At 70.0% G+C, this 26051-nt stretch carries 28 protein-coding genes and 1 pseudogene; 22 read left to right on the top strand and 7 right to left on the bottom strand.

Going from position 1 to position 26051, the window contains the following annotated elements; genetic code table 11:
- The first annotated feature begins 22 nt into the window (after positions 1 to 22).
- The 5 genes from ACFXJ5_RS10935 (at position 23) to ACFXJ5_RS10915 (ending at position 5546) form a co-directional block, all read left to right on the top strand.
- A complete protein-coding gene (locus tag ACFXJ5_RS10935) occupies positions 23 to 1036 on the top strand; it encodes a carbohydrate ABC transporter permease (RefSeq protein ID WP_384629891.1) in 1014 nt (337 codons plus the stop codon).
- Positions 1033 to 1845: a carbohydrate ABC transporter permease gene (locus ACFXJ5_RS10930; protein ID WP_384629889.1), complete on the top strand. Its 813-nt coding sequence runs from the start codon at positions 1033 to 1035 to the stop codon at positions 1843 to 1845. The genes ACFXJ5_RS10935 and ACFXJ5_RS10930 overlap by 4 nt, the downstream gene beginning before the upstream one ends.
- 24 nt (positions 1846 to 1869) lie before the next feature.
- Positions 1870 to 4104 (top strand): beta-xylosidase/alpha-l-arabinosidase, encoded by a 2235-nt coding sequence (locus tag ACFXJ5_RS10925; protein WP_384629887.1) that lies wholly within the window; start codon positions 1870 to 1872, stop codon positions 4102 to 4104.
- A gap of 84 nt (positions 4105 to 4188) precedes the next feature.
- Positions 4189 to 4374: an antitoxin gene (locus ACFXJ5_RS10920; protein ID WP_384629885.1), complete on the top strand. Its 186-nt coding sequence runs from the start codon at positions 4189 to 4191 to the stop codon at positions 4372 to 4374.
- A gap of 254 nt (positions 4375 to 4628) precedes the next feature.
- Positions 4629 to 5546: an oxidoreductase gene (locus ACFXJ5_RS10915; protein ID WP_384629883.1), complete on the top strand. Its 918-nt coding sequence runs from the start codon at positions 4629 to 4631 to the stop codon at positions 5544 to 5546.
- A 356-nt stretch (positions 5547 to 5902) separates the two neighbouring features.
- Here ACFXJ5_RS10915 and ACFXJ5_RS10910 read toward each other — a convergent pair whose 3' ends face one another.
- Positions 5903 to 6466, bottom strand: coding sequence for a hypothetical protein (locus ACFXJ5_RS10910; protein WP_384630071.1), 564 nt, complete (start codon positions 6464 to 6466; stop codon positions 5903 to 5905).
- Positions 6467 to 6545: 79 nt separating this feature from the next.
- Positions 6546 to 6761: a hypothetical protein gene (locus ACFXJ5_RS10905; RefSeq protein WP_384629881.1), complete on the bottom strand. Its 216-nt coding sequence runs from the start codon at positions 6759 to 6761 to the stop codon at positions 6546 to 6548.
- Between the two features lie 243 nt (positions 6762 to 7004).
- Between ACFXJ5_RS10905 and ACFXJ5_RS10900 the strand changes: the two genes are divergently transcribed.
- Positions 7005 to 7295, top strand: coding sequence for a hypothetical protein (locus ACFXJ5_RS10900; RefSeq protein WP_384629879.1), 291 nt, complete (start codon positions 7005 to 7007; stop codon positions 7293 to 7295).
- A 21-nt stretch (positions 7296 to 7316) separates the two neighbouring features.
- On the opposite strand, the gene ACFXJ5_RS10895 is transcribed toward ACFXJ5_RS10900, so the two are convergent.
- Positions 7317 to 7631: a hypothetical protein gene (locus ACFXJ5_RS10895; protein WP_384629877.1), complete on the bottom strand. Its 315-nt coding sequence runs from the start codon at positions 7629 to 7631 to the stop codon at positions 7317 to 7319.
- 810 nt (positions 7632 to 8441) lie between these two features.
- Here ACFXJ5_RS10895 and ACFXJ5_RS10890 point away from each other — a divergent pair.
- The 7 genes and pseudogenes from ACFXJ5_RS10890 (at position 8442) to ACFXJ5_RS10860 (ending at position 12314) form a co-directional block, all read left to right on the top strand.
- Positions 8442 to 8651 (top strand): hypothetical protein, encoded by a 210-nt coding sequence (locus ACFXJ5_RS10890; protein WP_384629875.1) that lies wholly within the window; start codon positions 8442 to 8444, stop codon positions 8649 to 8651.
- Between the two features lie 3 nt (positions 8652 to 8654).
- A complete protein-coding gene (locus ACFXJ5_RS10885) occupies positions 8655 to 9191 on the top strand; it encodes a DUF6879 family protein (protein ID WP_384629873.1) in 537 nt (178 codons plus the stop codon).
- Positions 9188 to 10029 (top strand): annotated as a pseudogene (locus tag ACFXJ5_RS10880) (helix-turn-helix domain-containing protein). Before ACFXJ5_RS10885 ends, ACFXJ5_RS10880 begins: the two are co-directional and overlap by 4 nt.
- Before the next feature lie 190 nt (positions 10030 to 10219).
- A complete protein-coding gene (locus ACFXJ5_RS10875) occupies positions 10220 to 10438 on the top strand; it encodes a hypothetical protein (RefSeq protein ID WP_384629872.1) in 219 nt (72 codons plus the stop codon).
- Positions 10435 to 10743 carry a hypothetical protein gene (locus tag ACFXJ5_RS10870; RefSeq protein ID WP_384629870.1) on the top strand — a complete coding sequence of 103 codons (309 nt, stop codon included), beginning with the start codon at positions 10435 to 10437 and terminating at the stop codon, positions 10741 to 10743. Before ACFXJ5_RS10875 ends, ACFXJ5_RS10870 begins: the two co-directional genes overlap by 4 nt.
- A gap of 942 nt (positions 10744 to 11685) precedes the next feature.
- Entirely contained in the window at positions 11686 to 11877 is a 192-nt protein-coding gene (locus tag ACFXJ5_RS10865; RefSeq protein WP_384629868.1) for a hypothetical protein, read from the top strand.
- On the top strand, positions 11877 to 12314 hold the full coding sequence (locus ACFXJ5_RS10860) for a DUF6941 family protein (protein WP_384629867.1): 438 nt from the start codon (positions 11877 to 11879) through the stop codon (positions 12312 to 12314). The genes ACFXJ5_RS10865 and ACFXJ5_RS10860 overlap by 1 nt, the downstream gene beginning before the upstream one ends.
- A gap of 195 nt (positions 12315 to 12509) precedes the next feature.
- Here the strand turns inward: ACFXJ5_RS10860 and ppdK are convergent, their stop codons facing one another.
- Positions 12510 to 15227: a pyruvate, phosphate dikinase gene (gene ppdK / locus ACFXJ5_RS10855; RefSeq protein WP_384629865.1), complete on the bottom strand. Its 2718-nt coding sequence runs from the start codon at positions 15225 to 15227 to the stop codon at positions 12510 to 12512.
- Between the two features lie 428 nt (positions 15228 to 15655).
- Between ppdK and ACFXJ5_RS10850 the strand changes: the two genes are divergently transcribed.
- On the top strand, positions 15656 to 17002 hold the full coding sequence (locus tag ACFXJ5_RS10850) for an MGH1-like glycoside hydrolase domain-containing protein (RefSeq protein WP_384629863.1): 1347 nt from the start codon (positions 15656 to 15658) through the stop codon (positions 17000 to 17002).
- Here ACFXJ5_RS10850 and dusB read toward each other — a convergent pair.
- Positions 16999 to 18150 carry a tRNA dihydrouridine synthase DusB gene (gene dusB, locus ACFXJ5_RS10845; RefSeq protein ID WP_384629861.1) on the bottom strand — a complete coding sequence of 384 codons (1152 nt, stop codon included), beginning with the start codon at positions 18148 to 18150 and terminating at the stop codon, positions 16999 to 17001. The genes ACFXJ5_RS10850 and dusB overlap by 4 nt on opposite strands.
- Positions 18151 to 18236: 86 nt before the next feature.
- On the opposite strand from dusB, the gene ACFXJ5_RS10840 reads away from it, so the two are divergent.
- From ACFXJ5_RS10840 to ACFXJ5_RS10820, 5 genes are all read left to right on the top strand, one after another.
- A complete protein-coding gene (locus ACFXJ5_RS10840; RefSeq protein ID WP_384629859.1) occupies positions 18237 to 19649 on the top strand; it encodes an MFS transporter in 1413 nt (470 codons plus the stop codon).
- A complete protein-coding gene (locus ACFXJ5_RS10835; RefSeq protein ID WP_384629858.1) occupies positions 19646 to 20077 on the top strand; it encodes a MarR family transcriptional regulator in 432 nt (143 codons plus the stop codon). The genes ACFXJ5_RS10840 and ACFXJ5_RS10835 overlap by 4 nt, the downstream gene beginning before the upstream one ends.
- A gap of 49 nt (positions 20078 to 20126) precedes the next feature.
- Positions 20127 to 20420, top strand: coding sequence for a type II toxin-antitoxin system Phd/YefM family antitoxin (locus ACFXJ5_RS10830; protein ID WP_384629856.1), 294 nt, complete (start codon positions 20127 to 20129; stop codon positions 20418 to 20420).
- Positions 20417 to 20815 carry a type II toxin-antitoxin system VapC family toxin gene (locus ACFXJ5_RS10825; protein ID WP_384629854.1) on the top strand — a complete coding sequence of 133 codons (399 nt, stop codon included), beginning with the start codon at positions 20417 to 20419 and terminating at the stop codon, positions 20813 to 20815. Before ACFXJ5_RS10830 ends, ACFXJ5_RS10825 begins: the two co-directional genes overlap by 4 nt.
- A gap of 66 nt (positions 20816 to 20881) precedes the next feature.
- Complete coding sequence (locus ACFXJ5_RS10820) at positions 20882 to 21484, top strand: NADAR family protein (protein WP_384629852.1); 603 nt, start codon at positions 20882 to 20884, stop codon at positions 21482 to 21484.
- On the opposite strand, the gene ACFXJ5_RS10815 is transcribed toward ACFXJ5_RS10820, so the two are convergent.
- Positions 21453 to 22313 (bottom strand): helix-turn-helix transcriptional regulator, encoded by an 861-nt coding sequence (locus tag ACFXJ5_RS10815; protein ID WP_384629850.1) that lies wholly within the window; start codon positions 22311 to 22313, stop codon positions 21453 to 21455. The genes ACFXJ5_RS10820 and ACFXJ5_RS10815 overlap by 32 nt on opposite strands.
- Positions 22314 to 22484: 171 nt before the next feature.
- Here ACFXJ5_RS10815 and ACFXJ5_RS10810 point away from each other — a divergent pair, with 171 nt between their 5' ends.
- From ACFXJ5_RS10810 to ACFXJ5_RS10800, 3 genes are all read left to right on the top strand, one after another.
- The gene (locus tag ACFXJ5_RS10810; protein WP_384630069.1) at positions 22485 to 23921 is read left to right on the top strand and encodes an MFS transporter; all 1437 of its coding nucleotides are present in this window, start codon (positions 22485 to 22487) and stop codon (positions 23919 to 23921) included.
- Positions 23922 to 24007: 86 nt separating this feature from the next.
- A complete protein-coding gene (locus ACFXJ5_RS10805) occupies positions 24008 to 25015 on the top strand; it encodes an aldo/keto reductase (protein WP_384629848.1) in 1008 nt (335 codons plus the stop codon).
- A 107-nt stretch (positions 25016 to 25122) separates the two neighbouring features.
- On the top strand, positions 25123 to 25704 hold the full coding sequence (locus ACFXJ5_RS10800; RefSeq protein WP_384629846.1) for a TetR family transcriptional regulator: 582 nt from the start codon (positions 25123 to 25125) through the stop codon (positions 25702 to 25704).
- A gap of 26 nt (positions 25705 to 25730) precedes the next feature.
- Here ACFXJ5_RS10800 and ACFXJ5_RS10795 read toward each other — a convergent pair whose 3' ends face one another.
- Entirely contained in the window at positions 25731 to 25922 is a 192-nt protein-coding gene (locus tag ACFXJ5_RS10795) for a hypothetical protein (RefSeq protein WP_384629845.1), read from the bottom strand.
- Positions 25923 to 26051: the final 129 nt, after the last annotated feature.

Below are 26051 nucleotides of genomic sequence, written 5' to 3'. Positions count from 1 at the left end.
GTTGGGCTCGAGAGGGATGGTGATGACGGCGATCCACCTGCGTGACCAGCAAGCCGCCAAGGACGCGGCCGACGTGACGGGCCCGGCGGCCACAAAGCGCGGGGCACCCGGCACACGCCCACCCGCCACGCGCCGTATGGCGCGGTGGCTGACCGCCTTCGTCTTCACGGTGCCCGCGCTCGTGCTGTTCGCGGCGTTCGTACTCCTCCCGATCCTCTTCGCCCTCTACTCGAGCCTGTTCCGCTGGGGCGGCTTCGGGATGCCGTCGGACTTCACGGGGCTGGGCAACTTCAGCACGTTGCTGGGCGATCCGGTCTTTCTCGGCGACCTGTGGCGGGGCTTCCTGCTGATCGCCTTCGGCCTGGTCTTCCAGCTGCCCTTCGCGCTGGCCATGGCGGTCCTGCTGAACCAGCGGCTGCGCGGCCGGTCCGTGTACCGAATGCTGTTCTTCGCGCCCTACGTCCTGTCCGAGGTCATCACCGGCGTGCTGTTCAGCATGATCTTCGCCCCGGGGGACGGCCTGGCCGACCACCTACTGTCCGCGGTCGGACTGGAGAGCCTGGGCGGACGGTGGTTCGCCGACCCCTCCACCGTCCTGGCGACCCTCTGCCTGACCCTGGCCTGGAAGTACTTCGGCTTCTACACGATGCTCTACCTCGCCGGCCTCCAGGGCATCCCCGCCGAGCTGCACGAGGCGGCCAAGATCGACGGCGCCGGCGCCTGGGCCCGCTTCCGGCACATCACCCTGCCGCTGCTCGGCCCGACCATCCGGATCAGCGTCTTCCTCTCCGTCATCTACACCATCCAGCTCTTCGACCTGGTGTGGATCATCTCCGAGGGCGGCCCGGACCACGCCTCCGAGACGATGGCGATCAGCATGTTCCAGTACGGCTTCAAGCGCTATCAGGTGGGCTACGCCAGCGCGATCAGCGTCGCGATGTTCCTGATCAGCCTGGTCTTCGCGTTCTTCTACCAGCGCTTCGTCATGCGCCGTGACACCGAAGGAGCCATCACCACCATGCGAGCGCGCTCATGAAACGTCTGCCCGTGTATGTCATCGCCTGGCTGGTCGGCGCGGTGATGGTGACGCCGCTGCTCTACGGCCTGATCTCCGGCTTCAAGTCCACCGACCAGCTCTCCACCAACCCCTTCGGACTGCCCCACCCCTGGGTGACCGCCAACTACACCGACCTCCTCGGCGACGGCACGTTCTGGCGGGCCATCGGCTCCAGCACGCTCATCGCCCTGGGCACCACGGTCCTCACCGTGTCGGCCTCCGCGCTCGCGGCCTTCGCCTTCGCGCGATTCGCCTTCCGGGGGCGGGAGCTGATGTTCGGCCTGCTGACGATGGGGCTGATGTTCCCGTTCGCGGTGGCGGCCGTGCCGCTGTTCATCCTGCTGCGCTCCGTGGGACTGCTGGACAATCCGCTCGGCGTGATCCTTCCCCAGGCCGCGTTCGGGCTGCCGCTCACCGTCGTCATCCTGCGCGGCTTCTTCCGGGAGATCCCGGCGGAGCTGGAGGAGGCGGCGACCCTGGACGGCTGCGGGGCGTTCGGCTTCTTCTGGCGCGTACTGCTGCCGCTGGCCCGGCCGGCGCTGGGCACGGTGTCGGTGCTGGCGATCGTGGCCAGCTGGAACAACTTCTTCCTGCCCCTGCTGGTCTTCAACGACCCGAAGTGGTGGACCATCCCGGTCGGCCTCCAGCAGTTCCAGGGCCAGTACGCGTCCGACACCGCCCGCGTCTTCGCCTACCTCGTCCTCGCCATGGTCCCCGCCCTCGCCTTCTACGCCGTCGCCGAGCGGCAGCTCATCGGCGGTATCACGGTCGGCGCGACCAAGGGCTGAGCCCCGTACCCCGTAAGGAGTTCCATGACCCGGCCCTGGCAGGACCCCACCCTCCCGGCAGTCGTCCGCGCCGCCGATCTGCTCGCCCTGATGACCCTCGAGGAGAAGCTCGCCCAGCTCTACGCCGTCTGGCCCGGCTCCGAGACCTCGGACGCCGGCGAGGACGTCGCCCCGCTCCAGCACGAGGTCAGCGAGCAGGTCGACCTCGACGCGCTCCTGCCGTACGGGCTCGGCCAGTTGACCCGCTCCTTCGGCACCGCCCCGATCGATCCGGCCCGGGGGGCGGCGGAACTGGCCCGCACCCAGGCCCGTATAGCCGCCGCCAACCGCTTCGGCATCCCCGCCGTCGCCCACGAGGAGTGCCTCACCGGCTTCACCGCCTGGGGCGCCACCGTCTTCCCCACCCCCCTGGCGTGGGGCGCCTCCTTCGACCCGGCGCTGGTCGGGCGCGCGGCCGAGCTGATCGGCGGCTCCATGCGGGCCGTCGGCATCCACCAGGGGCTCTCGCCGGTCCTGGACGTCGTACGCGACCCCCGCTGGGGCCGTACGGAGGAGTCCATCGGCGAGGACCCGTACCTGGTCGCCACCATCGGCACGGCGTACGTACGCGGGCTGGAGTCGGCCGGCATCGTGGCCACGCTCAAGCACTTCGCCGGCTACTCCGCCTCCCGCGGCGCCCGCAACCACGCCCCCGTCTCCATCGGTCCGCGCGAACTGGCCGACGTCATCCTGCCGCCCTTCGAGACGGCCCTGCGCGACGGCGGCGCCCGCTCGGTCATGGCCGCCTACACCGACACCGACGGCGTCCCCGCCCACGCCGACCCCTGGCTGCTGACCGAGCTGCTCCGCGACACCTGGGGCTTCACCGGCACCGTCGTCGCCGACTACTTCGGGGTGTCCTTCGTCGAGCTGTCCCACCGCCTCGCCGGGTCCCCCGCACAGGCCGCCGCCCTCGCGCTGGCGGCGGGCGTGGACGTCGAGCTGCCGGGCGTCCGCTGCTTCGGCCCGCCGCTGCGGGACGCCGTACGGGCCGGAACGGTGCCGGAGGCGCTGGTCGACCGGGCCGCGCTGCGGGTGCTCACGCAGAAGGCCGAGCTGGGCCTGCTGGACGGCACCCTTCCTCAGCCGCCGGCGACGGTGGACCTGGATCCGCCCGAAATGCGCGCCGTCGCACGGCAGTTGGCGGAGGAGTCCGTCGTCCTCCTGGCCAACGACGGCACGCTCCCCCTGCGCCCCGACGCCCGCATCGCGGTGGTAGGCCCGCTCGCCGACGACCCGGCGGCGATGCTGGGCTGCTACACCTTTCCCCGGCACGTCGGCGTCGAGCACCCCGGGCTGCCGATGGGCATCGACGTCCCGACGGTGCTGGAGGCGCTGCGCACCGAGCTGCCGGAGGCGGAGTTCACCGAGCCCACCGACGTGGACGTGTGCATCGCGGTCGTCGGCGACCGGTCGGGGCTGTTCGGCCGGGGCACCTCCGGCGAGGGGTGCGACGCGGCCGACCTGACCCTCCCGGAAGGGCAGGGCGAGCTGCTCGACAAGCTCCTCGCCGCAGACACCCCCGTGGTCATCGTGCTGCTGACCGGCCGCCCGTACGCCCTCGGCCGCTGGGCGGACCGGGCGGCCGCGATCGTGCAGGCCTTCTTCCCCGGCCAGGAGGGCGGCCCAGCAGTGGCGGGAGTGCTGAGCGGGCGGGTGAATCCGTCGGGGCGGCTGCCGGTGAGCGTGCCCCATGGGCCGGCGGCGCAGCCGTGGACGTACCTCGCGCCGCCGCTGGGGCAGCGGGGGGAGGCCAGCACGATCGACCCGACGCCGCTGTACGCCTTCGGGCACGGGCTGTCGTACACCACCTTCGCCTGGGACGAGCCGGAGACCGACACCGCCGAGCTGCCCACCGACGGCGAGACGACCCTGCGCCTCACGGTCCGCAACACCGGCCCCCGGCCCGGCACCGAGGTCGTCCAGCTCTATCTGCACGACCCGGTCGCCCGGATCACCCGCCCCGTCGTACGGCTGGTCGGCTACGCCCGCGTGCCGCTCGACCCGGGCGCCTCGGCGGAGGTCCGCTTCACCTTCCACGCCGACCTGGCCTCGTACACGCTCGCCCAGGGGCATCGGATCGTCGAGCCCGGCGCGCTGGAGCTGCGTCTGGCCGCGTCCAGCGGCGACGTACGGCATCGCGTGCCGCTGACGCTGACCGGGGAGGAGCGCACGGTGGACCACCGGCGGCGACTGGTCTGCGAGGTGCAGGTGAAATAGCGCTGGTCAGAGCCCTGCGGATGCGGATCCCGGGCCGGGCGGCGATCCTGAAGACAGTGCCATTTCACGGCAAGGAGGACTTTCATGTCCATGCTGGACAAGATCAAGGACATGCTCAAGGGTCACCCGGACCAGGCCCGCCAGGGCGTGGAAAAGGCCGGCGACGCGTTCGACGCGAAGACCCAGAACAAGTACAGCGGCCAGACCGACACGGCGCAGCAGAAGCTGAACGACGAGTTCGGCTCTGGAGACGACAAGCCGCACACCTGACCTGATCCGACCGCAACAGGGGCGCCGCCAAGCGCCCCGGGTTGGGCATGCCCCGGGACCGGCCCGACAGGGTCCCGGGGCGCTTTCGTGCCGCCTGCGGTTCCAACACCGGCCGTGCGGGCGGGGGTTCCGGTTCGCAGGGGACGGCCCGCGGGCGTGGAGCGCACCGGAATCGACGACTGAACTACCCTGACCGAGCGGGACAACGACACCGGGGGGACACGGCTCGTACGCGAACGAGGAGAGAGATCCGCATGGCCTGGACCGCGAACGACATCCCCGACCAGACCGGCCGCACCGCCGTCGTCACGGGCTCCAACAGCGGCATCGGATACGTCACCGCCCGCGAGCTGGCCCGCCACGGCGCCCGCGTCCTGCTGGCCTGCCGCAGCGAACAGCGCGGCCAGGACGCCGTGCGGCGGCTCCAGCACGAGGTGCCGTCCGCCCGGGCCGGCTACCGCCACCTCGACCTGGGCGACCTGTCGACCGTACGCGGCTTCGCCAAGAACTACGACGACGAGCGGCTGGACCTCCTGATCAACAACGCCGGTGTCATGGCCCTCCCCCACGGCACCACGGCCGACGGCTTCGAGACCCAGTTCGGCGTCAACCACCTCGGCCACTTCGCCCTGACCGGGCTGCTCCTGCCGCAGCTGCTCGCCACCCCCGGCTCGCGCGTGGTGAGCCTCTCCAGCGGCATGCACGCCCTGTCCAACGTGGACCTCGACGACCTCAACAGCGAGCGCCGCTACCGCCGTTGGGTCGCGTACGGCCGCTCCAAGAGCGCCAACCTGCTCTTCATCCACGAACTGGCCCGCCGCCTGGCCGCCGCCGGCTCCGACACCGTCGCCGCCGCCGCGCACCCCGGCTACGCCTCCACGAACCTCCAGACCGCCGGCGTACGCATGGAGGGCCGCCACATCGCCGAGCGCGTCGCAACCCTGGCCAACCGCGTCATCGCCCAGTCCGCCGACGCCGGCGCCCTCCCCACCCTCTACGCCGCCACCGCCCCCTCCGTCACCCCCGACTCCTTCACCGGCCCCCGCCTCCAGGGCTGGCGCGGCTCCCCCGCCCCCTCCTGGCGCGCCCCCTGGACCCGCGACGACCGCGCCGCCGAACTCCTGTGGGCGGCCTCCGAGCAGCTCACGGGCGTCACGTACGCGGGGCTCTAGGCGGCGGCTGGTGGCGCGGGGCGTCGCGCCAGCGCTGGCTGAACAGGGCGGGGGCTGGCGGTGACGGCCCTGTCCCGAGCGCAGGGCCGCTCGCACACGCGGTCACGGTTCTGTCACTGGCCGACGCGGGTCATACTCCGCCGTCCGTGAGGCCCCGCACACCCTGCGGCGTGGGATCCGCGACCCACACATGTGCACCTGATGCAGACCCGGGCCCTGTTCCTCCATCGCGGAGTACAGCTCGACGGGCACGCTGACCAGGCCGAACGCCACAGGCCCGACCAGATGGCACGCATGAGGTCAGCCTGCGGGATACGCGGATTGGGCGCCCAGCGGGTTAGGCCGGATGGGCGCCGTCAGTCCTTGACGAGCCCCATCTCGCGGACGAAATCCTCCACGATCTCAGGGCTCCGCCTCATCGCTGCCCGCAACTGGTTACGGCGGAACCGGGCCCGCCCAGCCTCCAGCACATCCTTGTAGCCGTCCCGAGCCTCCGCCAGCCCCTCACGGACCAGGAACTCGATGACGTCCTCAAGGCACGGCCTGAAGCGTTTCCCGCCAACCGGAAAGTGCAGCTTCGGCAGTGGCCTGCCCGGCAGCAGCGCCGCCAGCGTCTCCTCCTGGCCGGCGACCTGCAGATGCGCGTCCGGGTAGTCGTCCCGCTTGTTCCTCTCGTAGTCGTAGTGGAACAAGGCATCCTTCGCGCTCTCGCTGGCGAACACGCCGAAGAACGAGGAGAGCACCATCAGGTACTCCTCCTCGGCGTCCAGGTGACATACGAAGCTAAGGTCCATCCACAGGCGCGGCTTCTGGTTGCCGATCCGTAGCGGGAACCGGACCGGCTCGAGCATCTTCGTCAGCTGGTGCCCGAGGGAGAACGTCCGCCCGCCGTCCGCGGTAGGCCGAGCCACGGCCTTCATCTGCACATGACTGCACACGGTGCGGTTCAGTAATCCCTGTATTTCCTCGGCGAACGCCCTGGCCTGGCTTTGTAGAGCGTCAGAGATCAACCGTGCCGCCGATGGCCATCCACAGCATCTGGGCCCGGGAGGACTCGAAGTCGTGACGGTGTGCCTGCTCTTCCAGCTCGGCATACGTCAGCCCAAGCCGTTGCAAGGCCTGCCGCGCTGCGTCGTGGAACTCTTCCGAGGTCAGCTCGATGACAACATCGTCGTCGTGTTCGGATGTCCGCTGCTCATTGATGGTCACACTCATCGCCTACCCCCAAGACGCCAATCAGTGACTCCAGTTTGGAACAGAGGACTGACACTCTGGCCCAACCCGAGGCCTTATGGAAGAAGAATGCCCCGATTCGCCGTATCATTACCGCCTACGAGTGACCCAACACACGGCGACCCCATGGCCAACGGAAGTGACGAAGCCACGAGAGGGTCACGGAGTCATGCAAGCAGGTAAACCATGACAACATGCTGCCCCCAGTCACATCCCATGGGGATCATGCACACCCGCACCACTGCCGCGCCGCTGTTCGCCGGCGCCGCCCTCCTCGCCGCCTGCTCCAGCAGCTCCGACACCACGCCGTCCGCACCCACCAATGCGCCCGCAGCACCCGTCAAGGCGTACCCGCCCGGCCCAGCGGGCTGCCACGACGCCCTCAAAGATCAATACGAGCCGGGCACGGTCACCCTCGCCGGGGCGCCCACCGATCCCCCCGCCTGCCAAGGACGTACCTCGGACGAGGTCTCACAGATCGCTGAGGACGTCATCAACGAGCAAATCCACAACTAGGCCGACACACCCGCAGCCTGGTCACAGCTCGCCGAGAACTTCTTTGCGGGCCGCGTCCGCCTTGGCGTTCAGCTTCCTCGTCATCGTCAGTGCGGCGACGGTGAAGAAAATGCCGAGGGCGACGAGCAGCACCTGCGTGATCACGCTCAGGATCGGAACGTTCCTGGTCGCGTTGGTGATGATCAGCCAGATGGCCCCGCCCGACGCCCACGCCAACCAGATTCTGAATTTTTCGACCCGAACGGCCTTGTGCACGTCGCTGTAACTGGGCATCGTGTCCCCCTCGGTGGCGTCTGAGAGGACATCGTCGTGCGTGAGGCCGCCTTCGTCTGGCATGTGGTCATTCTGTGACGTTGCAAGACTCGGCGCCCCAAGTCGTCTGGCTGCCCATCTTCCGGCGGGCGAGGAAGCCGTGGCCAATTCGCGTCCTTGTGGGCGAAAGATCCGAAGCCTGATCCTCAACCGGAGCGATGCCTATCCGAGGGGGACACGGGTGCCATTCGTCAGCAATGACCTGCTGGAAAAGCTGCTCAGCGAGATCAGCACGCTCCGTCAACAAGTGGCCGGCCAGTCGCTCACTACCCGTCCGTTCGGCGTCGTTCCGCCTCCCGCATTTCCTGCTTGATCCGCCGGGCCTGCGCTGATCTGAGTCCCAACTCGGCGTAGAACGCCTTCCGCAGAGACTCCGCGACCTTGGCAATCTGATCCTCGGTCCCGTCGGGGTGCATCTCGCGGGCCTGCCTCACGAATCGTGTGTGGCTGGAGGCCTCGTGCAGCGACCGTACGGCTCGCTCGGTCGGGTGTCGCGGCCCAGCTCTTGTACGCGGCGAGGCGCGCTTGAAGGGCACGCTCGGTCGGGTCCATGGTCTTTCTCCTGACGTCGATCCGGTCGTCGGACCGAGGTTGCTCTCCGCTTGGTCTCGGCAATCGCCGTCCAGCCCTGTGCGCGGATCAATCCCCTCGTTCGGGCGGAGATCTGCGACGTGGGCATGGGCGCGGATCGGGTCGTGCATGATCGCATCGCAGGTGCCCGGCAGGGGGAGGATGCCGTAGCGGCACCGGAGGCGCCCTGTTGCGCCCCTCGGCCACGCCGTTACCGTGCGCCAAGGTCAGGCACCGTGGCCGGCTGTACGAGAGGGGAACGCCATGGCCCGCAGGTTGCGCTTCATTGGCACGACGTCCGAGGACGGCAACTGCCCGACGTTGTACGAGGACCTCGACACAGGCGAGATCCTCGTCCAGGGCAACGCCGTCACCGACCCCGAGGACGTCGCTCAGCTCAAGGACGTTGCCGCGCACGAGGCGTTCGTCGTCATCCCGCGCGAGCTGCTCACCCGCTTCGCACCGAAGGAGTAAGGCGTGCCCGACCTGATCCCGTTCGAAGAGATCACGCATCTCTTCAACGAGTTCGAGCACACGGCCTGGCGGCTGGAGACCCAGCGCGGATACGCAACGGACCGCGTCAGCCCCAGCTGGCAGCGCTTCGAGCAAGGCGAACGCTTCGGCTACAACCCCGGCAGTCCATGGCACGCCAACGTCCGTGCCCAGGCCGAGCGAGGCAAGCGGTTCGAGCGGGTGCGGCTGGTCGACGACCCGCCGACCGACGGCCAGCGCTTCCTGCTCGCCACCGGTCTGGGCAACGTCGAGGCCGGCGAGGACATCAGGAACCTGTACCGCGCACAGGCCGAGCGCATCGGCCTGCCGTCGTACGACTTCTGGCTCTTCGACGCCCGCACGCTGGTGACGTTCCACATCGATCAGGAGGGCGTCACCCTCGGCGTCGAGGTGATCGAGGACCCCACGCAGGTCCTCGCCGCCTGCCAGGCCCGGGATGCTGCCTGGCACTACGCAGTGCCCACCGTGGAATTTCAGGCGCAGGTACCGTCAGCCGTGTGACGACGGACTTCCAGCAGGCACGCATGGCCCTCGGTGCCCGGCTCCGTGAGCTGCGCACCGAGGCCGGGCTCTCCGGCCGCGAACTGGCCGCTCGCTGCGGCTGGCTGCCCTCGAAGGTGTCCAAGCTGGAGAACGGCCGCCAGACCCCGAAGAACGCCGATCTGACCGTGTGGGCCGAGGCGTCGGCAGCCCCGGAAGCGCGGCCGAGCTGAAAGGCCGGCTGACCGGGCTGGAGACGAACTACCGGTCGTGGCGCCGCCAGCTCGCCGCCGGCCACCGCGCCCGGCAGGAGACGGCGGCCGTCGAACACCTGGCCAGCCGTACCGTGCGGGCCTACGAGGCGACCGTCGTGCCAGGCATCTTCCAGACCGCGGACTACGCCCGGCACCTGCTACTGCACAACGCCGAGTTGCGGCAGACACCTCGGGATACGGAGGCTGCCGTGCGGGCCCGCATGAAGCGGCAGGCGACCCTCTACGAGCCCGGTCACGAGTTCCGTGCCCTGCTGTGGGAGGGGGCGTTGCGTGTGCGCATCTGTCCGCCCGAGGTGCTGGCCGCGCAACTCGACCGCCTCGCCGGGCTGATCGGCCTCGACACCGTTTCGCTCGGCATCATCCCCTTCGAGGCCGCCCTGACGATGACGCCTCGGCACGGGTTCTGGATCTATGACGAGCGACTGGTGATCGTCGAGACGATCAACGCCGAGATGTGGCTCGACGACGCGGCGGATATCGCGCTGTACGGCAAGGTCTGGGAACGCCTCGACGCCAGCGCCGCCTATGGACCTGTCGCGCACCGACTGATTGCCCGCGCGAGGGCTGCGCTCGACCTCGCATGAGCAATCCCGAGCAGCCCGGCCACGCTCCGGAGAAATTCCGAGCAACCCGCCAATAGTGCGGCAACCCAGCGCCCTACCGTCCAGGCATGCACGCTCGGGGAACCACCACAGACCGCCTTAACCGCCCGTCCTGGCTCCCGCCAGACAAGAACACTGTGGGCGACCGCTCAGCGACCGCCTGCGCAGTCCGGTGAGCACCGCGACCAGCGGAGCGGCACTGAATGTGTCGGCGCTCCGCCAAGAGCAGATCAACGGTTGGTTCTGCGCCTTGTGCGACCGCCGCCTCTACATAGACCGCTCCATCGTCGTCTACGACATCCCGTACGGCTCCAAGACCGTGCCCACCGAACTGTGGGCGTGCGCACCGAACTGCGAGACGACCAAGACGCCGACCGGGAGGCAAGCGTGAGCGCCCCAGACGACCAGTTCGGTCGGCGCTCCGAAGCTCTCGGCCGCGCCATCCGTGACCTCCTGGTCGACGTGCCCGACGCGACGCCGGCTGAGGAGGCCGAGCGCGTGCGCGAGGTCACGAGCAAGCTCGGCGAGGTCTGGCACGCCACCCGCGACGCTGCCTCACCCGTCGAGACGGCATACGTCGCGTTCCTCACCCACCTTCGCGGCTGCCCCGCGTGGTGCAACTCGGCGAACGGCCGATGCGAGGACGGCCAGAAGCTGTGGACCGCATACATCGGCGCCGGCGGCGCACAGCTCTAGGACCGGGGCGCCGTCGAGGTTCCCCCGAGCGAACGGCGGCGCCCCTCCTACGCCCGCGTACCGGCACCTTCGCGCGAGGTGTGCCCTCCCTGCCCAGATGGTGGGGGACGCGGGCAGCAGGCGGCCCCGGGAGGTGTTCGCACGTCCGCCCCTGGGGCCGTCGCGCTGGTCGTCGTCACATCCACACGTCGGGTCCGCCCCCGTGCCAGTCGAGCACCGGATTGTCAGGCGCGAGGGTATCGGCGTCCAGGCCGGCGCGGCGCGGAACTCCGCCACGTCCCGCCATCCGTACACGACGCCGAGGATCTCGCCGTCGACCCACAACCGTCGGCCGCCCGTCCGCGACGGGGGCTCGATGACCAGACGCAGCGGTGTATCCACGTGCCCAGCGCCGCCCGAGGCTGCGGCGGGCGCACCTCAGTGCACTCCCAGCTGGGGTGTCCACAGCGGCGGACACCCGCTCGGCGTGCTCGCCCGCGCGGGAGGGTATTGGCGGGCAAGTTCTCATGGCCCGCCGCAGAGCCGCCCGTATATCCATGCGATAAATGATCTTTTTAGACGAACTAGATACATTGGACATCATCGACTACGCTCTGCCCCTGAACATGAGCACCAGGTTAGATCGGGGATGTTGTGGCGTCGCTGTGGGTAGCAAAGCTGCATATCAGCGATCGCACTGAGCAAAAGATCATCCAATTGCACGGGGTGCATCCAGACGACATCCGCGACGCCGTGGTCTGCAAGGCTGGGCTTCGCTATGTCTGGGACGACAGCCCGGACAGGGGGAGGCGCGTAATCGTCGAGACGTGGATCGCAAACAGGCGCGTTCTGGCGGTTCTGTACCCAGCTCTCGATCCGATGGGCGATGCGTGGCACCTTGGAAGCGCATACCCACAGGCTTGAGCTGTCGCTGCGGGAAGCCCGACGAGGGAGGATGGTCGCATGAGCACCGAGAACGACTTCTATGAGGACGACGAGCCGCAGACCGAGGTAGCTGCCCGGTTCGAGCGCGGTGAGAAGCACGAGACGGCGCCCCCAAGTCTCGGCCACACCGCTCATCTCGGCGTTGCTGTTCTGGAACCGATACTGACCAGCGCTACCAACCAACTGAGTAGGGAACTCGCAGGTCGCTAATGCCATCACCGATCGAAGCGCAGCTAATCCTCTGTGACGCTGCACAGGCAGAACCCGCCACCGGCAAGATTCACATGCTCGGGGCAGGCTGGTCTCAGACGTCATCGCCGACAGCCCCCATGGGATTGGCTGTTCTCATCAAGGTGCCGTGGGATCGAGCAAACGAAAAGATCACGATGCTGTTTTCGTTGCTCGACTCGGATGGTCAGCCTGTGGCCGTCCAGACTCCGGCAGGACCGCAGGCCATCTCCAGCCAAGGCCAGCTAGAAGTAGGACGGCCGCCAGGCCTGGCGCACGGTTCCTCGATCGACGCCTCGTTCGCGCTCAACGTCAGCCCGTTGCCCATCCCCCCCGGGCGCTACCAGTGGCGCCTTGATCTGGCCAACGAGATCTTTAGCGTGTTCTTCACCGTGCGGGCTACACCCCAGGTGCCATGACCTGTCCCCTTTCGATCGGCTGACCGACAACCCCGACACCCGGCGGCCCCGCGACCGCCGGGCACCCAGCCCTGCCCACAGGCAGTGCAGCCCAATCGGCGCAGGTCACAAAGACGGGGGCGGCGCCTCCGCACAAGGCGCCGCCCCCGGTGAGGGTGCGGAGATGGTCTTTACGGGCCCGTGGGCCCTGCGTGCCTACCGGCTGTCGTTGGTGGACTTGCTGAGGGCGGCCGCCCGCCCGGCCTCGAGTCGGGCGACGGGGATGCGGAACGGGGAGCAGGAGACGTAGTCGAGGCCGACCTCGTGGAAGAAGTGGACGGACTCGGGGTCGCCGCCGTGTTCGCCGCAGACACCGAGCTTCAGATCGGGCCTGGTGGCGCGGCCGGCTTCGGCGGCGGACTTCACGAGCGCGCCGACGCCGTCGCGGTCGATGGTTTCGAAGGGGGAGACGCCGAAGATGCCCTTTTCGAGGTAGGCGGTGAAGAAGCTCGCCTCGACGTCGTCGCGACTGAAGCCCCAGACGGTCTGGGTGAGGTCATTCGTGCCGAAGGAGAAGAATTCCGCCGCCTCGGCGATCTGGCCGGCCGTCAGCGCGGCGCGGGGAAGTTCGATCATGGTGCCGAGGGTGAGCTTGAGGTCCGTTCCCGTGGCGGCCTGGACCTCGGCGATGACCTTCTCGGCCTCGTCGCGGACGATCTCGAGCTCCTGGACGGTGCCGACGAGCGGGATCATGATCTCGGGGCGGGGGTCGCCCTTGGCGTTCTTGCGGTGGGCGGCGGCTTCGGCGATGGCGCGGACCTGCATGGAGAACAGGCCGGGGATGACGAGGCCGAGGCGGACGCCGCGCAGGCCGAGCATCGGGTTCTGCTCGTGGAGCTTGTGGACGGCCTGAAGCAGCCGCAGGTCGTTCTCGTTGGAGTCCCGGCGGGACTCGGCGAGCGCCACCCGCACCGAGAGCTCGGTGATGTCGGGCAGGAACTCGTGCAGCGGCGGGTCCAGCAGCCGCACGGTGACCGGGAGGCCGTCCATCGCCTCGAAGAGCTCGATGAAGTCGGCCTTCTGGAGCGGGAGAAGGGCACTGAGTGCCTCGTCGCGCTCGGTGTCGGTGTCGGCGAGGATCAGCCGCTCGACCAGTTCGCGGCGTTCGCCGAGGAACATGTGCTCGGTGCGGCACAGGCCGATGCCCTGGGCGCCGAAGCGGCGCGCCCGGTTGGCGTCCTCGGCGTTGTCGGCGTTGGCGCGTACACGCAGGCGGCGTACTCGGTCCGCGTACGCCATGATCCGGTGCACGGCGGCGACCAGCTCGTCGGCGTCGTCGGCACCGGCGTGCATGCGGCCCTCGAAGTACTCGACGACCGGCGAGGGGACGACCGGCACCTCGCCGAGGTAGACCTTGCCGGTGGAGCCGTCGACGGCGACGATGTCGCCTTCCTCGACGACGAGCCCGGCAGCCGTGGTCATCCGGCGGCGCTTGGTGTCGACCTCGAGCTCCTCGGCGCCGCAGACGCAGGTCTTGCCCATGCCGCGGGCGACGACGGCGGCGTGCGAGGTCTTGCCGCCGCGCGAGGTGAGGATACCCTCGGAGGCGATCATGCCGTCGAGGTCGTCGGGGTTGGTCTCGCGGCGGATCAGGATGACCTTCTCGCCGGACCGCGACCACTTCACGGCGGTGTACGAGTCGAAGACCGCCTTGCCGACCGCCGCGCCGGGCGAGGCGGCGATGCCCCAGCCGATGCGCTCGCTCTTGGAGTCCTCGGAGAAGCGCGGGAACATCAGCTGCGCGAGCTGCGCGCCGTTGACCCGCTGGAGGGCCTCGGCCTCGTCGATCAGGCGCTGGTCGACGAGCTGGGTGGCGATACGGAAGGCGGCGGCCGCCGTCCGCTTGCCGACCCGCGTCTGCAGCATCCACAGCTTGCCGCGCTCGATGGTGAACTCGATGTCGCACAGATCCCTGTAGTGCGTTTCGAGGGTCTCCATGATCTGCATCAGCTGGTCGTACGAGGCCTTGTCCAGGCCCTCCAGATCCGCGAGCGGCACCGTGTTGCGGATGCCGGCGACGACGTCCTCGCCCTGCGCGTTCTGCAGGTAGTCGCCGTAGACGCCCTGGTGGCCGCTGGCCGGGTCGCGGGTGAAGGCGACGCCGGTGCCGGAGTCGGGGCCGAGGTTGCCGAAGACCATGGAACAGACGTTGACCGCGGTGCCGAGGTCGTGCGGGATGCGCTCCTGGCGGCGGTAGAGCTTGGCCCGGTCGGTGTTCCACGAGTCGAAGACCGCGCGTACGGCGAGGTCCATCTGCTCGCGCGGCTCCTGCGGGAACTCGCGGCCGGCCTCCTTGGCGACGATGCCCTTGAACTCCTCGACCAGGTTCTGCAGCTCGTCGGCGCCCAGGCCGAGGTCGCTGTCGGCGCCCTTGGCCCGCTTGGCCTCCTCCAGCGCCTCCTCGAACAGCTCGCCGTCCACGCCCAGCACGGTCTTGCCGAACATCTGGATCAGGCGGCGGTACGAGTCCCACGCGAAGCGGTCGTCACCCGCCTGCGCGGCGAGCCCGGCGACCGAGGCGTCGGACAGGCCGATGTTCAGGACCGTGTCCATCATGCCCGGCATGGAGAACTTCGCTCCGGAGCGCACGGACACCAGCAGCGGGTCGTCCGGCTGGCCGAGCTTCTTGCCCATGTGCTGCTCAAGCGCGTCGAGGTGCGCACTCACCTCGTCACGCAGCGCCGACGGCTCGGCGCCGGACTCCAGGTAGACCTTGCACGCCTCGGTGGTGATCGTGAAGCCCGGAGGGACGGGCAGGCCGAGGTTGGTCATCTCGGCGAGGTTCGCACCCTTGCCGCCGAGCAGGTCCTTGAGGTCTTTGTTGCCCTCAGTGAAGTCGTAGACGAACTTCTGGTTTTCGTTTCGTTCCGACACGGGACTGCTCTCCTCGCGACCGGGTTGCCCTGACTGGCGGGGAGCGTACCCATCTCGAAGGCCTCGCAGTACGTCCACCACCACGTCACATGGCCGTAACCACCCATCCGCCGTGCGATTGAAAGTGATCTCAGGGAATGGGGGTTGCCGGGTATTCCTACACTTCCCGAACACATGATCGCGAGCCGTGATCGGTTGAGGCGAGGTCGGACACGCTCCGTATCGAACTCCTTGATCAGATGACCTCGACAACGATGGCACTGAGTGCCACGCCTTGGAGAGGTGTGCCATAGAGTGAGGTGCTCATCTGAGCGATACCCCTATCAGACGTGGCGAGAATCACGCCTTCAGTCTCACTCCCCGGACGATCTCGTGGAACGTTCCCCAGAGTTTTGTTTGCCGCCACGCTCACTGCTGTTATAGGAGTCGTGTCCTCACCTTTGAACGCACCCGGTGAACCGTGGAACTCAGCTGACACCGATTCCGAGGGGCTACGCGCTGCCGCGAGCTCCGTACTCCTGGGTAACTGGGCGGGCGGCTCCACCGTCCCCTCCCGCACCCTCTACCCGCATCAGTGGAGCTGGGACTCCGCTTTCATCGCCATCGGACTGCGGCATCTGTCCCCGCGCCGCGCCCGCCGCGAACTGGAGACCCTCTTCTCCGCCCAGTGGCGGTCGGACGGCCGCGTCCCGCACATCGTCTTCAACGACTCCGTCCCCGCCGACGCCTACTTCCCCGGCCCCGACTTCTGGCAGGTCGGCGTCCCCGGCGAGTGCGGCCTCACCGGCACGTCCGGCATCGTCCAGCCGCCCGTGCACGCCCTGGCCGCGTGGGAGGTCCACCGCACCGACCCCAGCGCCTCGCTGGAGGTGGGCTTCCTGAGCCGCCTGTACCCGCAGCTCGTCCTGTGGCACGACTATCTCCGCGTCCACCGCGACCTCGGCGGCGCCGGACTCGCCTCCATCGTCCACCCCTGGGAGTCCGGCTGGGACAACAGCCCCTGCTGGGACGGCCCTCTCGCCCGGATCGCGCCGGCCGACCCGGGTACGTACATCCGCCGCGACCTCGCCCACTCCGACGCCGCCGACCGTCCCACGGACGACGACTACGGGCGCTACGTACGGCTCTGCACGGACTACCGGGAGGCCGACTACGACGACACGCACCTGGAGCACGCCTTCGCCGTCGAGGACCCCTGCTTCAACGCGCTGCTCATCGTCTCCGAGTACGCCCTCGCCGACATCGCCGAGGCCATCGGCGCCTCGCCCGAGCCGCACCGCGACCGGGCCCAGCAGCTCACCGCCGCCCTCGTCGACCGGCTCTACGACGCCGAGGCCGGGATCTTCCGCTGCCGCGACCTGCGCGCGCCGTCCGGCGAGGAACTGATCGACGAGCGCAGTGCTTCGGGGCTCGTCCCCCTGGTCGTCCCCGGCCTGCCCGAGGACCTCGTCCAGGCCCTGCTGCGCACCGCCTCCGGCGACCGGTTCGGCCTCGGCCGCGTCCACCTGCTCCCCAGCTACGACCTGCTCTCCCCCGCCTTCGACCCGGCGCGCTACTGGCGGGGCCCGTCCTGGTTCAACATCGCCTGGCTCTTCCACCGCGGCCTGCGGCAGTACGGCGCCGAGGCCGACGCCAAGCAGCTCAGGGAGGGCCTGCTGGACGCCGCCGGACGCTCGGGCTTCGCCGAGTACGTCGACCCGCACACCGGCGAGGGGCGGGGCATCCGCAGCTTCAGCTGGACGGCGGCAACGACATTGGACCTGATCGGCGGTTAACCGCCGGACGTGTCGAGCTCGGCGTCCGCGCCCACGACAGCGCAGTCGTACGGGTCGCCGAGCCAGCCGTCCGGCAGGACGACCCGCTTGCCGGCCGCGGTCCGGCCGCGCGGACCCTCCGCCCCGGCCGGCCAGGGCTGGTCGAGGTCGAGGTCGGCCAGGTGGGCGTCGAGCTCGGCGAGCGAGGAGGACATCGCCAGCTTGCGCCGCATCTCGGAGCCCACCGAGAACCCCTTGGTGTACCAGGCGACGTGCTTGCGGAAGTCGATGACGCCCCGCTCCTCGTCCTCCAGCCACTCCCCCAGCAGCTCCGCGTGCCGGCGCATGACCCCGGCGACCTCGCGCAGACCCGGGGTCGCGGGGGCGTACGCCCCCTCGAAGGCGGCGACCAGGTCGCCGAAGAGCCACGGACGCCCGAGGCAGCCCCGGCCGACCACGACGCCGTCGCAGCCGGTCTCGCGCATCATCCGCACCGCGTCGTCCGCGCACCAGATGTCGCCGTTGCCGAGCACCGGGATCTCGGGGACGGCCTCCTTGAGGCGGGCGATGGCCTCCCAGTCGGCACTGCCGCCGTAGTGCTGGGCAGCCGTACGGCCGTGCAGCGCGACCGCGGTCACGCCTTCCTCGACGGCGATCCGTCCGGCGTCCAGGTAGGTCAGGTGATCGTCGTCGATGCCCTTGCGCATCTTGATGGTGACCGGCAGGGCGCCCGCGTTGCCCACCGCCTCGCGCAGGATCGCGCGGAGCAGATTCCGCTTGTACGGGAGCGCCGAGCCGCCGCCCTTGCGGGTGACCTTGGGGACCGGGCAGCCGAAGTTGAGGTCGATGTGGTCGGCGAGATCCTCGTCGACGATCATGCGGACGGCCGCGCCGACGGTCGCCGGGTCCACTCCGTAGAGCTGGATGGAGCGCGGCTTCTCGGTGCCGTCGAAGTGGATGAGGTGCATGGTCTTGTCGTTGCGCGCGACCAGCGCCCGGGTGGTGATCATCTCGCTGACGAACAGGCCCTTGCCGCCGCTGAACTCCCGGCACAGGGTCCGGAAGGGCGCGTTGGTGATGCCGGCCATCGGGGCCAGCACGACCGGCGGCCACACGGAGTGCGGGCCGATCTGGAGGGGAGTGGTGTCGGCGGCGGCGTCAGCGGTCATGGGGTCCATTCTCGCGTATACGGATGGCCGAGTTCATTGTATGGTGAAACCGTTATAGTCGTACAACTAATCCGAGGTCTCCGCGCATGCCTGAACTGAGCCCCCGGCGACGCCTGCTCGTCCTCGCGATCTGCTGCATGAGCCTGCTGATCGTGAGCCTCGACAACACGATCCTGAACGTCGCCCTGCCCTCGCTTCGGCGCGACCTGCACGCCTCCGTCTCGGGCCTGCAGTGGACGATCGACGCCTACACCCTCGTCCTGGCCTCGCTGCTGATGCTGGCCGGGTCCACCGCCGACCGGATCGGCCGCCGCCGGGTCTTCCAGACCGGGCTGGCGCTCTTCACCATCGCCTCGGTGCTGTGCAGCATCGCGCCCAGCCTGCAGTGGCTGATCGTCTTCCGGATGCTCCAGGCGATCGGCGGCTCGATGCTCAACCCGGTCGCCATGTCGATCATCACCAACACCTTCACCGAGCGCCGCGAGCGGGCCCGCGCGATCGGCGTCTGGGGCGGTGTCGTCGGCATCAGCATGGCCGCCGGGCCCATCATCGGCGGCGCGCTCGTCGAGTACGCGAGCTGGCGGGCGATCTTCTGGATCAATGTGCCGATCGGGCTCGCGGCACTGCTGCTCACGGCCCGGTACGTCCCCGAGTCCCGGGCACCCAAGGCCCGCCGGGTGGACCCGGTCGGCCAGTTGCTGGTCATCGTGCTGCTCGGCACGCTCACGTACGCGATCATCGAGGCGCCGAACGCGGGCTGGACCTCGCCGCTGATCCTCGGCTGTGTCGGGGTCGCGGTGGCGGCCCTGGTGTCGCTGATCGGGTACGAGCGCAGGCGCGTGGAACCGCTGATCGAGTTGCGCTTCTTCCGCAGCGCGCCCTTCAGCGGGGCGACGGTGATAGCGGTGAGCGCCTTCGCCGCGCTGGCGGGCTTCCTCTTCCTCAACACCCTCTACCTGCAGGACACCCGTGGCCTGTCCGCCCTCGACGCGGGCCTGCACCTGCTGCCGATGGCCGTCATGGCGCTGGTCTTCGCACCGCTGTCCGGACGGATGGTCGGCAACCGGGGACCACGGCTGCCCCTGGTGCTCGCCGGGGTGGCGACGACCGCGAGCGGCCTGCTCCTGACGACGCTGAACGCCCACACGTCGGACCTGCGGCTCTACGCGGCGTACGTCCTGTTCGGCATCGGCTTCGGCTTCGTCAACGCCCCGATCACCAACACCGCCGTCTCCGGCATGCCCCGGGACCAGGCCGGGGTCGCCGCAGCCGTCGCCTCCACCAGCCGCCAGGTCGGCCAGTCCCTCGGCGTCGCCGTCGTGGGCGCCCTCGTCGCGGCGAGCCTGAACATCGCCGCCTGGGCCGTCATCGCCGGCTGCGGCGCTGCCGTGCTGCTCCTGGGCCTGCTCACCACCGGCCGCTGGGCCGCCGGCACCGCCGACCGGACCGCGGAACGGCTCCGCGAGCCGACCCCGAAGAGCGTGGTGGGTGCCCGGTGAACGACGCCGCCGCATCCCGCGCCTGGGCCGCCATGCGCGGCCTCGTCCTGGACAACGAACGCCGCAGCGAGGTCTGCGACGCCCTCGGCATGAGCTTCTTCCGCGTCAAGGCCCTGCGCCGGATCGCCGCCGCCCCCGCCAAGCTCGGCGATCTCGCCGCCGACCTCATGACCGACCGCCCCTACACCACGCTCGTCGTCGACGACCTCGCCAAGCGCGGCCTCGTGGAACGTACGCCCCACCCCACCGACCGCCGCTCCAAGATCGTCACCGTAACGGCGGCGGGCGCGGTCGCCGCCGCCGAGGCCGAGCGGATCCTCGGGACGCCCCCGGCGGGCCTGCGGGAGCTGGAGGAGGGCGAGTTGGCGGTACTGGAGCGGATGATGGCGAAGCTGGTGGATAAGGAGACCGTACTTCGTTCGAAGTAAATCGACGCACGTTGTCCCCATCTGCCGCCCACCGCGCCTAGCTTGAGTCATGACCACGCGAGTACCCATCCGGCAGCTGCAACAGCAGGCCAGCGAGCTCATCGACCGAGTCGTGGCGGGCGAGCGCGTGGAGATCACCCGGAACGGTCGCCTGATCGCCGTGTTGGGGCCGCCGCCGCCCGGGCAACGGGTCATGGAGGATCTGATCCGCACGGGGACCGTCGATCCGGAGAATGCCGCCGAGGCACGCGGACTGGCCGACTGGGAGCCGCCCGTTCCGCCACCGGGTATGGCATCACCCGCGGACGCCCTCATCGCGCTCCGCGAGGAGGAGGACCGGTGATCTACCTGGGTTCCTGCGCGCTGCTCAAACTCGTGGTGCCGGAGCAGGAGACGGCGGCCCTGCGGACCTTCCTCGCGGCGCGTGGCCCCGAAGGCCACGCGACCAGCGCCCTCGCCCGCACCGAATTTGCCCGGGCGCTGGTGCGAGTTGAGGCTCCTGCGCCGATCCTGGATGCCGCCGAAGACATGCTGGACCGCGTGCTGCGCATCCGCGTGACTGATCCCATCCTCCGCGCCGCCGGCCAGTTCCCGTCTCGGCATCTGCGGAGCCTGGACGCCATCCACGTGGCGAGCGCCGAGCATCTGGAGCAGGCCTTGACCGCGTTCGTCTCGTACGACAAGCGCTTGGCCGCTGCTGCCCGTGAGCGCGATCTGCCGGTCGAATGCCCCGCGTGACGTGCTGTCCGGCGCGACCCTGAATTCAGGGGTCAATTGTCAGACCCTCCCGCTACGGTCCATCACATGACTCGAACTCAGCATGGGGGACCGACGAGCGTACGCACCCGCGAGGAGCTCGCCGGGCTGACGGGGCGTGGGGTGCGGCCGAAGTATCTGTTCTTCTGGGGGCATCAGCCGCAGCGGGACGGCAGTATCGGCGCGGGCTGCCTGAGCCAGTGGTGGCCTTCGGGGTTCACGGTGGACGGGGTGGAATACCGCAGCGCGGAGCATTGGATGATGGCGGGCAAGGCGCGGCTGTTCGGGGACGACGCGGCGCTGGCCCGGATCCAGGAGGCCCGGCATCCGAATGCGGCGAAGAAGCTTGGCCGCCAGGTGCGCGGGTTCGACGAGGAGGAGTGGATACGTCACCGCTGGGACCTGGTCGTCGAGGGGAACGTTGCCAAGTTCGGCCAGGACGCGGCCATGCGGGAGTATCTGCTCGGCACGGGCGCGCGGGTGCTGGTCGAGGCGAGCCCGCTGGACCGGATATGGGGCATCGGGCTGGCCGCCGACGACGAGCGCGCGCCGGACCCGGCGCAGTGGCGCGGGCTCAATCTGCTGGGCTTCGCCCTGATGGAGGCGCGGATGCGGCTGCTCAGGCCGGCACGGGAGCGGCTTCGCGCCTGAGCGCCAGCTCGTAGAGCCGGTCCAGGCGGTCGCGGGTGACGGCGTCGGCCGGGGTGTAGGTGACGAGCCGGGGGCCTTGCCGGGGTCCGAGCCAGAGGTGGGTGAAGTCGAAGGTGAGGAGGCCGACTTCGGGGTTGAGGAAGCGCTTGACGCGGTTCTCGGGCTGGAGGACCTCGTGGCGGTCCCAGAGGGCCGCGAATTCGGGTGAGGCCTCCTGGAGACGCTTGACGAGGGCCTTCCAGGCGGGCTCGGAGAGATGCTCGGCCATGGCGGCACGGTATTTGGCGACGATGAGGCGGCTGGTCTCCGGCCAGTCGGGGAGGGCCTCGCGCCAGGCCGGGTCCGTGAAGATCAGCCACATGATGTTGCGGTCCTCGTAGGGCAGCAGGTCGAGGTCGCCGACGAGCCGCGCGTACGTGCGGTTGTGGGCGATGACGTCGGTGCGGCTGTTGAGGACGGCGGCGGGCAGCGGCTCCAGCTTTTCGAGCATCTCGGCCACCTGCGGCGACATGCCCGGGCAGTTGGCGCGCGGGTTGGGGTCGGGGACGCCGGCGAGGACGAAGAGGTGGCTGCGCTCGTTGGCGTCGAGCATGAGGGCCCGGGCGATGGCGTCGGCGACCTGGCCGGAGACCTGGATGTCACGGGCCTGCTCCAGCCACGTGTACCAGGTGACACCCACGGCGGCGAGCGTGGCGACCTCCTCGCGGCGCAGGCCGGGCGTGCGACGGCGGCGGCCGGGCGGGAGGCCGACCTGCTCCGGGGTGATGCGCTCGCGGCGGCTGCGCAGGAAGTGGGCCAGTTCGTGGCGTGCCGGGCCGGTCGTCGTCATGGTTCCAGGGTGCCTCGTCGCCGCTCCCGGCTCAAGCGGTTGCCAGGTGGTTCTGATACCTGGATAAACGCTCTCTGGTACCACCCTGAGATACGGAGGATCGTAACTGACGTGACCGAACCTGTGGAACTGACGACTGACCTTCGCTCCCGTGCGGAAGTGCTGCCCCGGGTGACCCACCTCGGCCGTACCTCCGCGTCGGCGACGTCCGCGCCCGCCCCGGTGGCGGCCCCCGTGCTCTCCGCGCTGGGGCTGTTCACCGTGCTGATCGGCGCTTCCCTGCCCCTGATCGACTTCTTCATCGTCAATGTCGCACTGCCGGCCATCTCCTCCGACCTCCACGCCTCGGCGGCGGTCCTGGAGCTGGTGGTCGCCGGCTACGGCGTCGCGTACGCCGTGCTGCTGGTGCTCGGCGGGCGGATCGGCGACACCTTCGGCCGCCGCCGGCTCTTCCTCGCCGGGATGGCCGCCTTCGGCCTGACCTCACTGGCCTGCGGGCTCGCGCCGAACGCCTGGACGCTGGTCGCGGCCCGGGTGGCGCAGGGCGCGGCGGCGGCGCTGATGATGCCGCAGGTGCTGGCGACCATCCATTCCGCGACCCGCGGCAAGCGGCACGCCAAGGCGCTGAGCCTGTACGGCGCCACGGCCGGCCTGTCCATGGTGGCGGGCCAGATCCTGGGCGGCGTCCTGGTCGCCGCCAACATCGCCGGAACCGACTGGCGGGCCGTGTTCCTGGTCAACGTGCCGGTCGCGCTGGTCGGGCTGGTGCTCGCGGTGCGTACGGTGCCCGAGACCCGCTCCGCGCATCCGACGCCGATCGACGGCCCCGGCACGGCGCTGCTCGCGGTGTCGCTGGTGACCCTGCTCGCCCCGCTGACCGAGGGCCGGGCCGCGGGCTGGCCACTGTGGACCTGGGTGTCGCTGGCGATCTTCCCCTTCGCCGCCTACGCCTTCTACGCCGTCGAGCGGCGCGCGGACCGTGCCGGGCGGACCCCGCTGGTGCCGCCGAGCCTGTTCGAACTGCCAGGGATGCGGCGGGCGTTGCCGATGGTGCTGCCGTTCTCGATCGGCTTCGGCGGCTTCATGTTCGTCATCGCGGTCGCCCTGCAGGAGGGCCTGCACTACGGGCCTGTGGCGGCCGGCCTGGCGCTCGCCCCGATGGCCACGGCCTTCTTCGTCGCCTCCCTGGCCGGACCGCGCCTGATCGGCCGCTACGGCAGCCGGGTGGTCACGGTCGGCGGGCTGCTGCAGGCGGCGGGCGTGGCGGTACTCGCCGTCACCGTGGCGCGGAGCTGGTCCGACCTGACCGTCCTCGACCTGGTGCCCGGCGTGATACTGGCCGGCTTCGGGCAGGGGCTGCAACTGCCGCTGCTGATGCGCCTGGTCCTCACCGGCGTGCCCGCCGAGCGGGCGGGCGTCGGCAGCGGTGTCATGGTCACCACCCAGCAGTCCGCGCTGGCGCTGGGCGTGGCCACGCTCGGCACGCTCTTCCTGTCCCTGGCCCCCTCGCACGGCATGCGGGACGCGCTGGTGACGGTGCTGGTGGTGCAACTGGCGGCGGTCGTGCTGACGGCTCTGATGAGCCTGCGACTGACAGCAATGGACTGACAGATATTGAAATCTGTCAGCCCGCGTGTCATCCTTGCCGATATCCCCTTGTTCATCCTCACCCTCCTCGGCAAAAGGAGCACACCGTGCTGAACCGCACCCTCGGCACCACCGTTCCCCAGGTCTCCGCCCTCGGTCTCGGCTGCATGGGCATGTCGGCCCTCTACGGTGACGCCGACCGCACCGAGTCCATCGCCACCGTCCACGCCGCGCTGGACGCCGGGATCACCCTGCTCGACACCGGCGACTTCTACGCCATGGGCCACAACGAACTGCTCGTCGGCGAGGCCCTGCGCACCGCCGACCCGGCCGCCCGCGAAAAGGCGCTCCTCAGCGTCAAGTTCGGCGCCCTGCGCGGGCCGGCCGGTGAGTGGTCCGGCTACGACGGCCGCCCGGCGGCGGTGAAGAACTTCGCCGCGTACTCGCTGCAGCGGCTCGGCACCGACCACATCGACATCTACCGGATCGCGCGCATCGACCCCGACGTCCCTGTCGAGGAGACGGTGGGCGCGATCGCCGAGCTCGTCGAGGCGGGCTATGTGCGCCACATCGGCCTCAGCGAGGTCGGCGCCGAGACCATCCGGCGGGCGGCCGCCGTCGCGCCCATCAGCGATCTGCAGATCGAGTACTCGCTCATCTCCCGTGGCATCGAGGCCGACATCCTGCCCACCGTGCGCGAGCTGGGCATCGGGGTCACCGCGTACGGAGTCCTGTCGCGGGGGCTCATCAGCGGCCACTTCACCCGGGACCGGCAGCTCGGCGCGAACGACTTCCGCGCCATGAGCCCGCGCTTCCAGGGCGAAAACCTCGGCCGGAACCTCGACCTCGTCGAGTCGCTCCGGAAGATCGCCGAGCAGAAGGGCGTCTCCGTCGCCCAGATCGCCATCGCCTGGGTCCTGGCGCAGGGCGAGGACATCGTCCCGCTGGTCGGCGCACGTACCCGCCAGCGGCTGACCGAGGCCCTCGGAGCCCTCGACGTCACCCTCGACGCGGACGACCTGGCCGCCATCGAGCGGGCCGTCCCCCGCGGCTCGGCCGCGGGCGACCGCTACCCGGCGGCCCAGATGGCCCACCTCGACAGCGAGCAGGCCTGACGCGTCGGCGGCCCCCGCACCCCGCCCCCCGCGTCCCGCCCCCGGGGTGCGGCGGGACCATTGGTTCACTTGAGGGATCACCCGAACCGCGAAAGGCCCGCGACGCGATGCCGCCCGAGACGCTGACACCCGACCGCATCCTCGCCGCCACGGAGGACGTGCTGCGCCGCTACGGCCCGGCCAAGGCAACCGTGGTGGACGTGGCGCGCGCGCTCGGGGTCAGCCACGGCAGCGTCTACCGGCACTTCCGGACGAAGGCGGCGCTGCGCGAGGCGGTGACGCAACGCTGGCTGGACCTGTCCCACGCCACGCTCCAGGCGATCGCGGAGGGCGACGGCCCTGTGCCGGAGCGGCTGCGGGCGTGGCTGGCGGCGCTGTTCGCCTCGAAGCGGCGCAAGGCGGGGGACGATCCGGAGCTGTTCGCCACGTACATGGCGCTGGCGGTCGAGAACAGCGGCGTGGTCGAGCGGCACGTCGCGTCGATGGTCGAGCAGATCGCGGTGATCGTCGGCGCGGGGGTCGCCGCCGGCGAGTTCGCGGCCACCGATGTCCCGGCCACCGCCCAGGCCGTCTGGGACGCGTCGGGCCGCTTCCACAACCCCGCCCACGCCGCCGACTGGGCACAGCCCGGCATCGACGAGGCCTTCACGGCCGTGTGCGACCTGATCCTCAGGGGCCTGGCGGTCTAGGGCCCGTCTTGGCACAGTCCCCGCGGTCACTCCGGCGCGTCGGCGCCGTGTGCCTCGGCCAGGTGGTCGCGAGCCTTCAGCCAGGGCAGGAACTGGGCGGACTGGACCCAGCCGCAGGTGTCGCACTCCAGACGGCGTGCGGAGCCACGGCTGGTGACACGCACAGTGTGCTGCCGCCCCCGTGGGTCGGACCCACGGACGGTACTTGTGGTGGCCATGACGCAACTGTGCCGCCGGTCGGGCTTGCTCGACAAGCCCGACCCGCGGCACCGGCACAAAAGGGCAGCAGCCGAGCAGAACGGGGGCCCGGTAGGACTGGTCCAGGTCCAGCGAGTCACCCACCTGCT

Origin of the sequence: Streptomyces sp. NPDC059373 (assembly GCF_042751495.1) — a bacterium.
Classification (GTDB): Bacteria; Actinomycetota; Actinomycetes; order Streptomycetales; family Streptomycetaceae; genus Actinacidiphila.
The sequence above is the reverse complement of the archived record's forward strand: the minus strand, read 5'-3'. Positions and strand labels throughout refer to the sequence as shown.

What these genes read in the sequence shown, in the direction of transcription:
- ACFXJ5_RS10935 (WP_384629891.1), top strand. Translation starts at nt 23, where the DNA reads ATGACGGCGATCCACCTGCGTGACCAGCAAGCCGCCAAGGACGCGGCC.
- ACFXJ5_RS10930 (WP_384629889.1), top strand. Translation starts at nt 1,033, where the DNA reads ATGAAACGTCTGCCCGTGTATGTCATCGCCTGGCTGGTCGGCGCGGTG.
- ACFXJ5_RS10925 (WP_384629887.1), top strand. Translation starts at nt 1,870, where the DNA reads ATGACCCGGCCCTGGCAGGACCCCACCCTCCCGGCAGTCGTCCGCGCC.
- ACFXJ5_RS10920 (WP_384629885.1), top strand. Translation starts at nt 4,189, where the DNA reads ATGTCCATGCTGGACAAGATCAAGGACATGCTCAAGGGTCACCCGGAC.
- ACFXJ5_RS10915 (WP_384629883.1), top strand. Translation starts at nt 4,629, where the DNA reads ATGGCCTGGACCGCGAACGACATCCCCGACCAGACCGGCCGCACCGCC.
- ACFXJ5_RS10910 (WP_384630071.1), bottom strand. Translation starts at nt 6,466, where the DNA reads ATGAAGGCCGTGGCTCGGCCTACCGCGGACGGCGGGCGGACGTTCTCC.
- ACFXJ5_RS10905 (WP_384629881.1), bottom strand. Translation starts at nt 6,761, where the DNA reads ATGAGTGTGACCATCAATGAGCAGCGGACATCCGAACACGACGACGAT.
- ACFXJ5_RS10900 (WP_384629879.1), top strand. Translation starts at nt 7,005, where the DNA reads ATGCACACCCGCACCACTGCCGCGCCGCTGTTCGCCGGCGCCGCCCTC.
- ACFXJ5_RS10895 (WP_384629877.1), bottom strand. Translation starts at nt 7,631, where the DNA reads ATGCCAGACGAAGGCGGCCTCACGCACGACGATGTCCTCTCAGACGCC.
- ACFXJ5_RS10890 (WP_384629875.1), top strand. Translation starts at nt 8,442, where the DNA reads ATGGCCCGCAGGTTGCGCTTCATTGGCACGACGTCCGAGGACGGCAAC.
- ACFXJ5_RS10865 (WP_384629868.1), top strand. Translation starts at nt 11,686, where the DNA reads ATGAGCACCGAGAACGACTTCTATGAGGACGACGAGCCGCAGACCGAG.
- ACFXJ5_RS10860 (WP_384629867.1), top strand. Translation starts at nt 11,877, where the DNA reads ATGCCATCACCGATCGAAGCGCAGCTAATCCTCTGTGACGCTGCACAG.
- dusB (WP_384629861.1), bottom strand. Translation starts at nt 18,150, where the DNA reads ATGACCGCTGACGCCGCCGCCGACACCACTCCCCTCCAGATCGGCCCG.
- ACFXJ5_RS10840 (WP_384629859.1), top strand. Translation starts at nt 18,237, where the DNA reads ATGCCTGAACTGAGCCCCCGGCGACGCCTGCTCGTCCTCGCGATCTGC.
- ACFXJ5_RS10830 (WP_384629856.1), top strand. Translation starts at nt 20,127, where the DNA reads ATGACCACGCGAGTACCCATCCGGCAGCTGCAACAGCAGGCCAGCGAG.
- ACFXJ5_RS10820 (WP_384629852.1), top strand. Translation starts at nt 20,882, where the DNA reads ATGACTCGAACTCAGCATGGGGGACCGACGAGCGTACGCACCCGCGAG.
- ACFXJ5_RS10815 (WP_384629850.1), bottom strand. Translation starts at nt 22,313, where the DNA reads ATGACGACGACCGGCCCGGCACGCCACGAACTGGCCCACTTCCTGCGC.
- ACFXJ5_RS10800 (WP_384629846.1), top strand. Translation starts at nt 25,123, where the DNA reads ATGCCGCCCGAGACGCTGACACCCGACCGCATCCTCGCCGCCACGGAG.
- ACFXJ5_RS10795 (WP_384629845.1), bottom strand. Translation starts at nt 25,922, where the DNA reads ATGGCCACCACAAGTACCGTCCGTGGGTCCGACCCACGGGGGCGGCAG.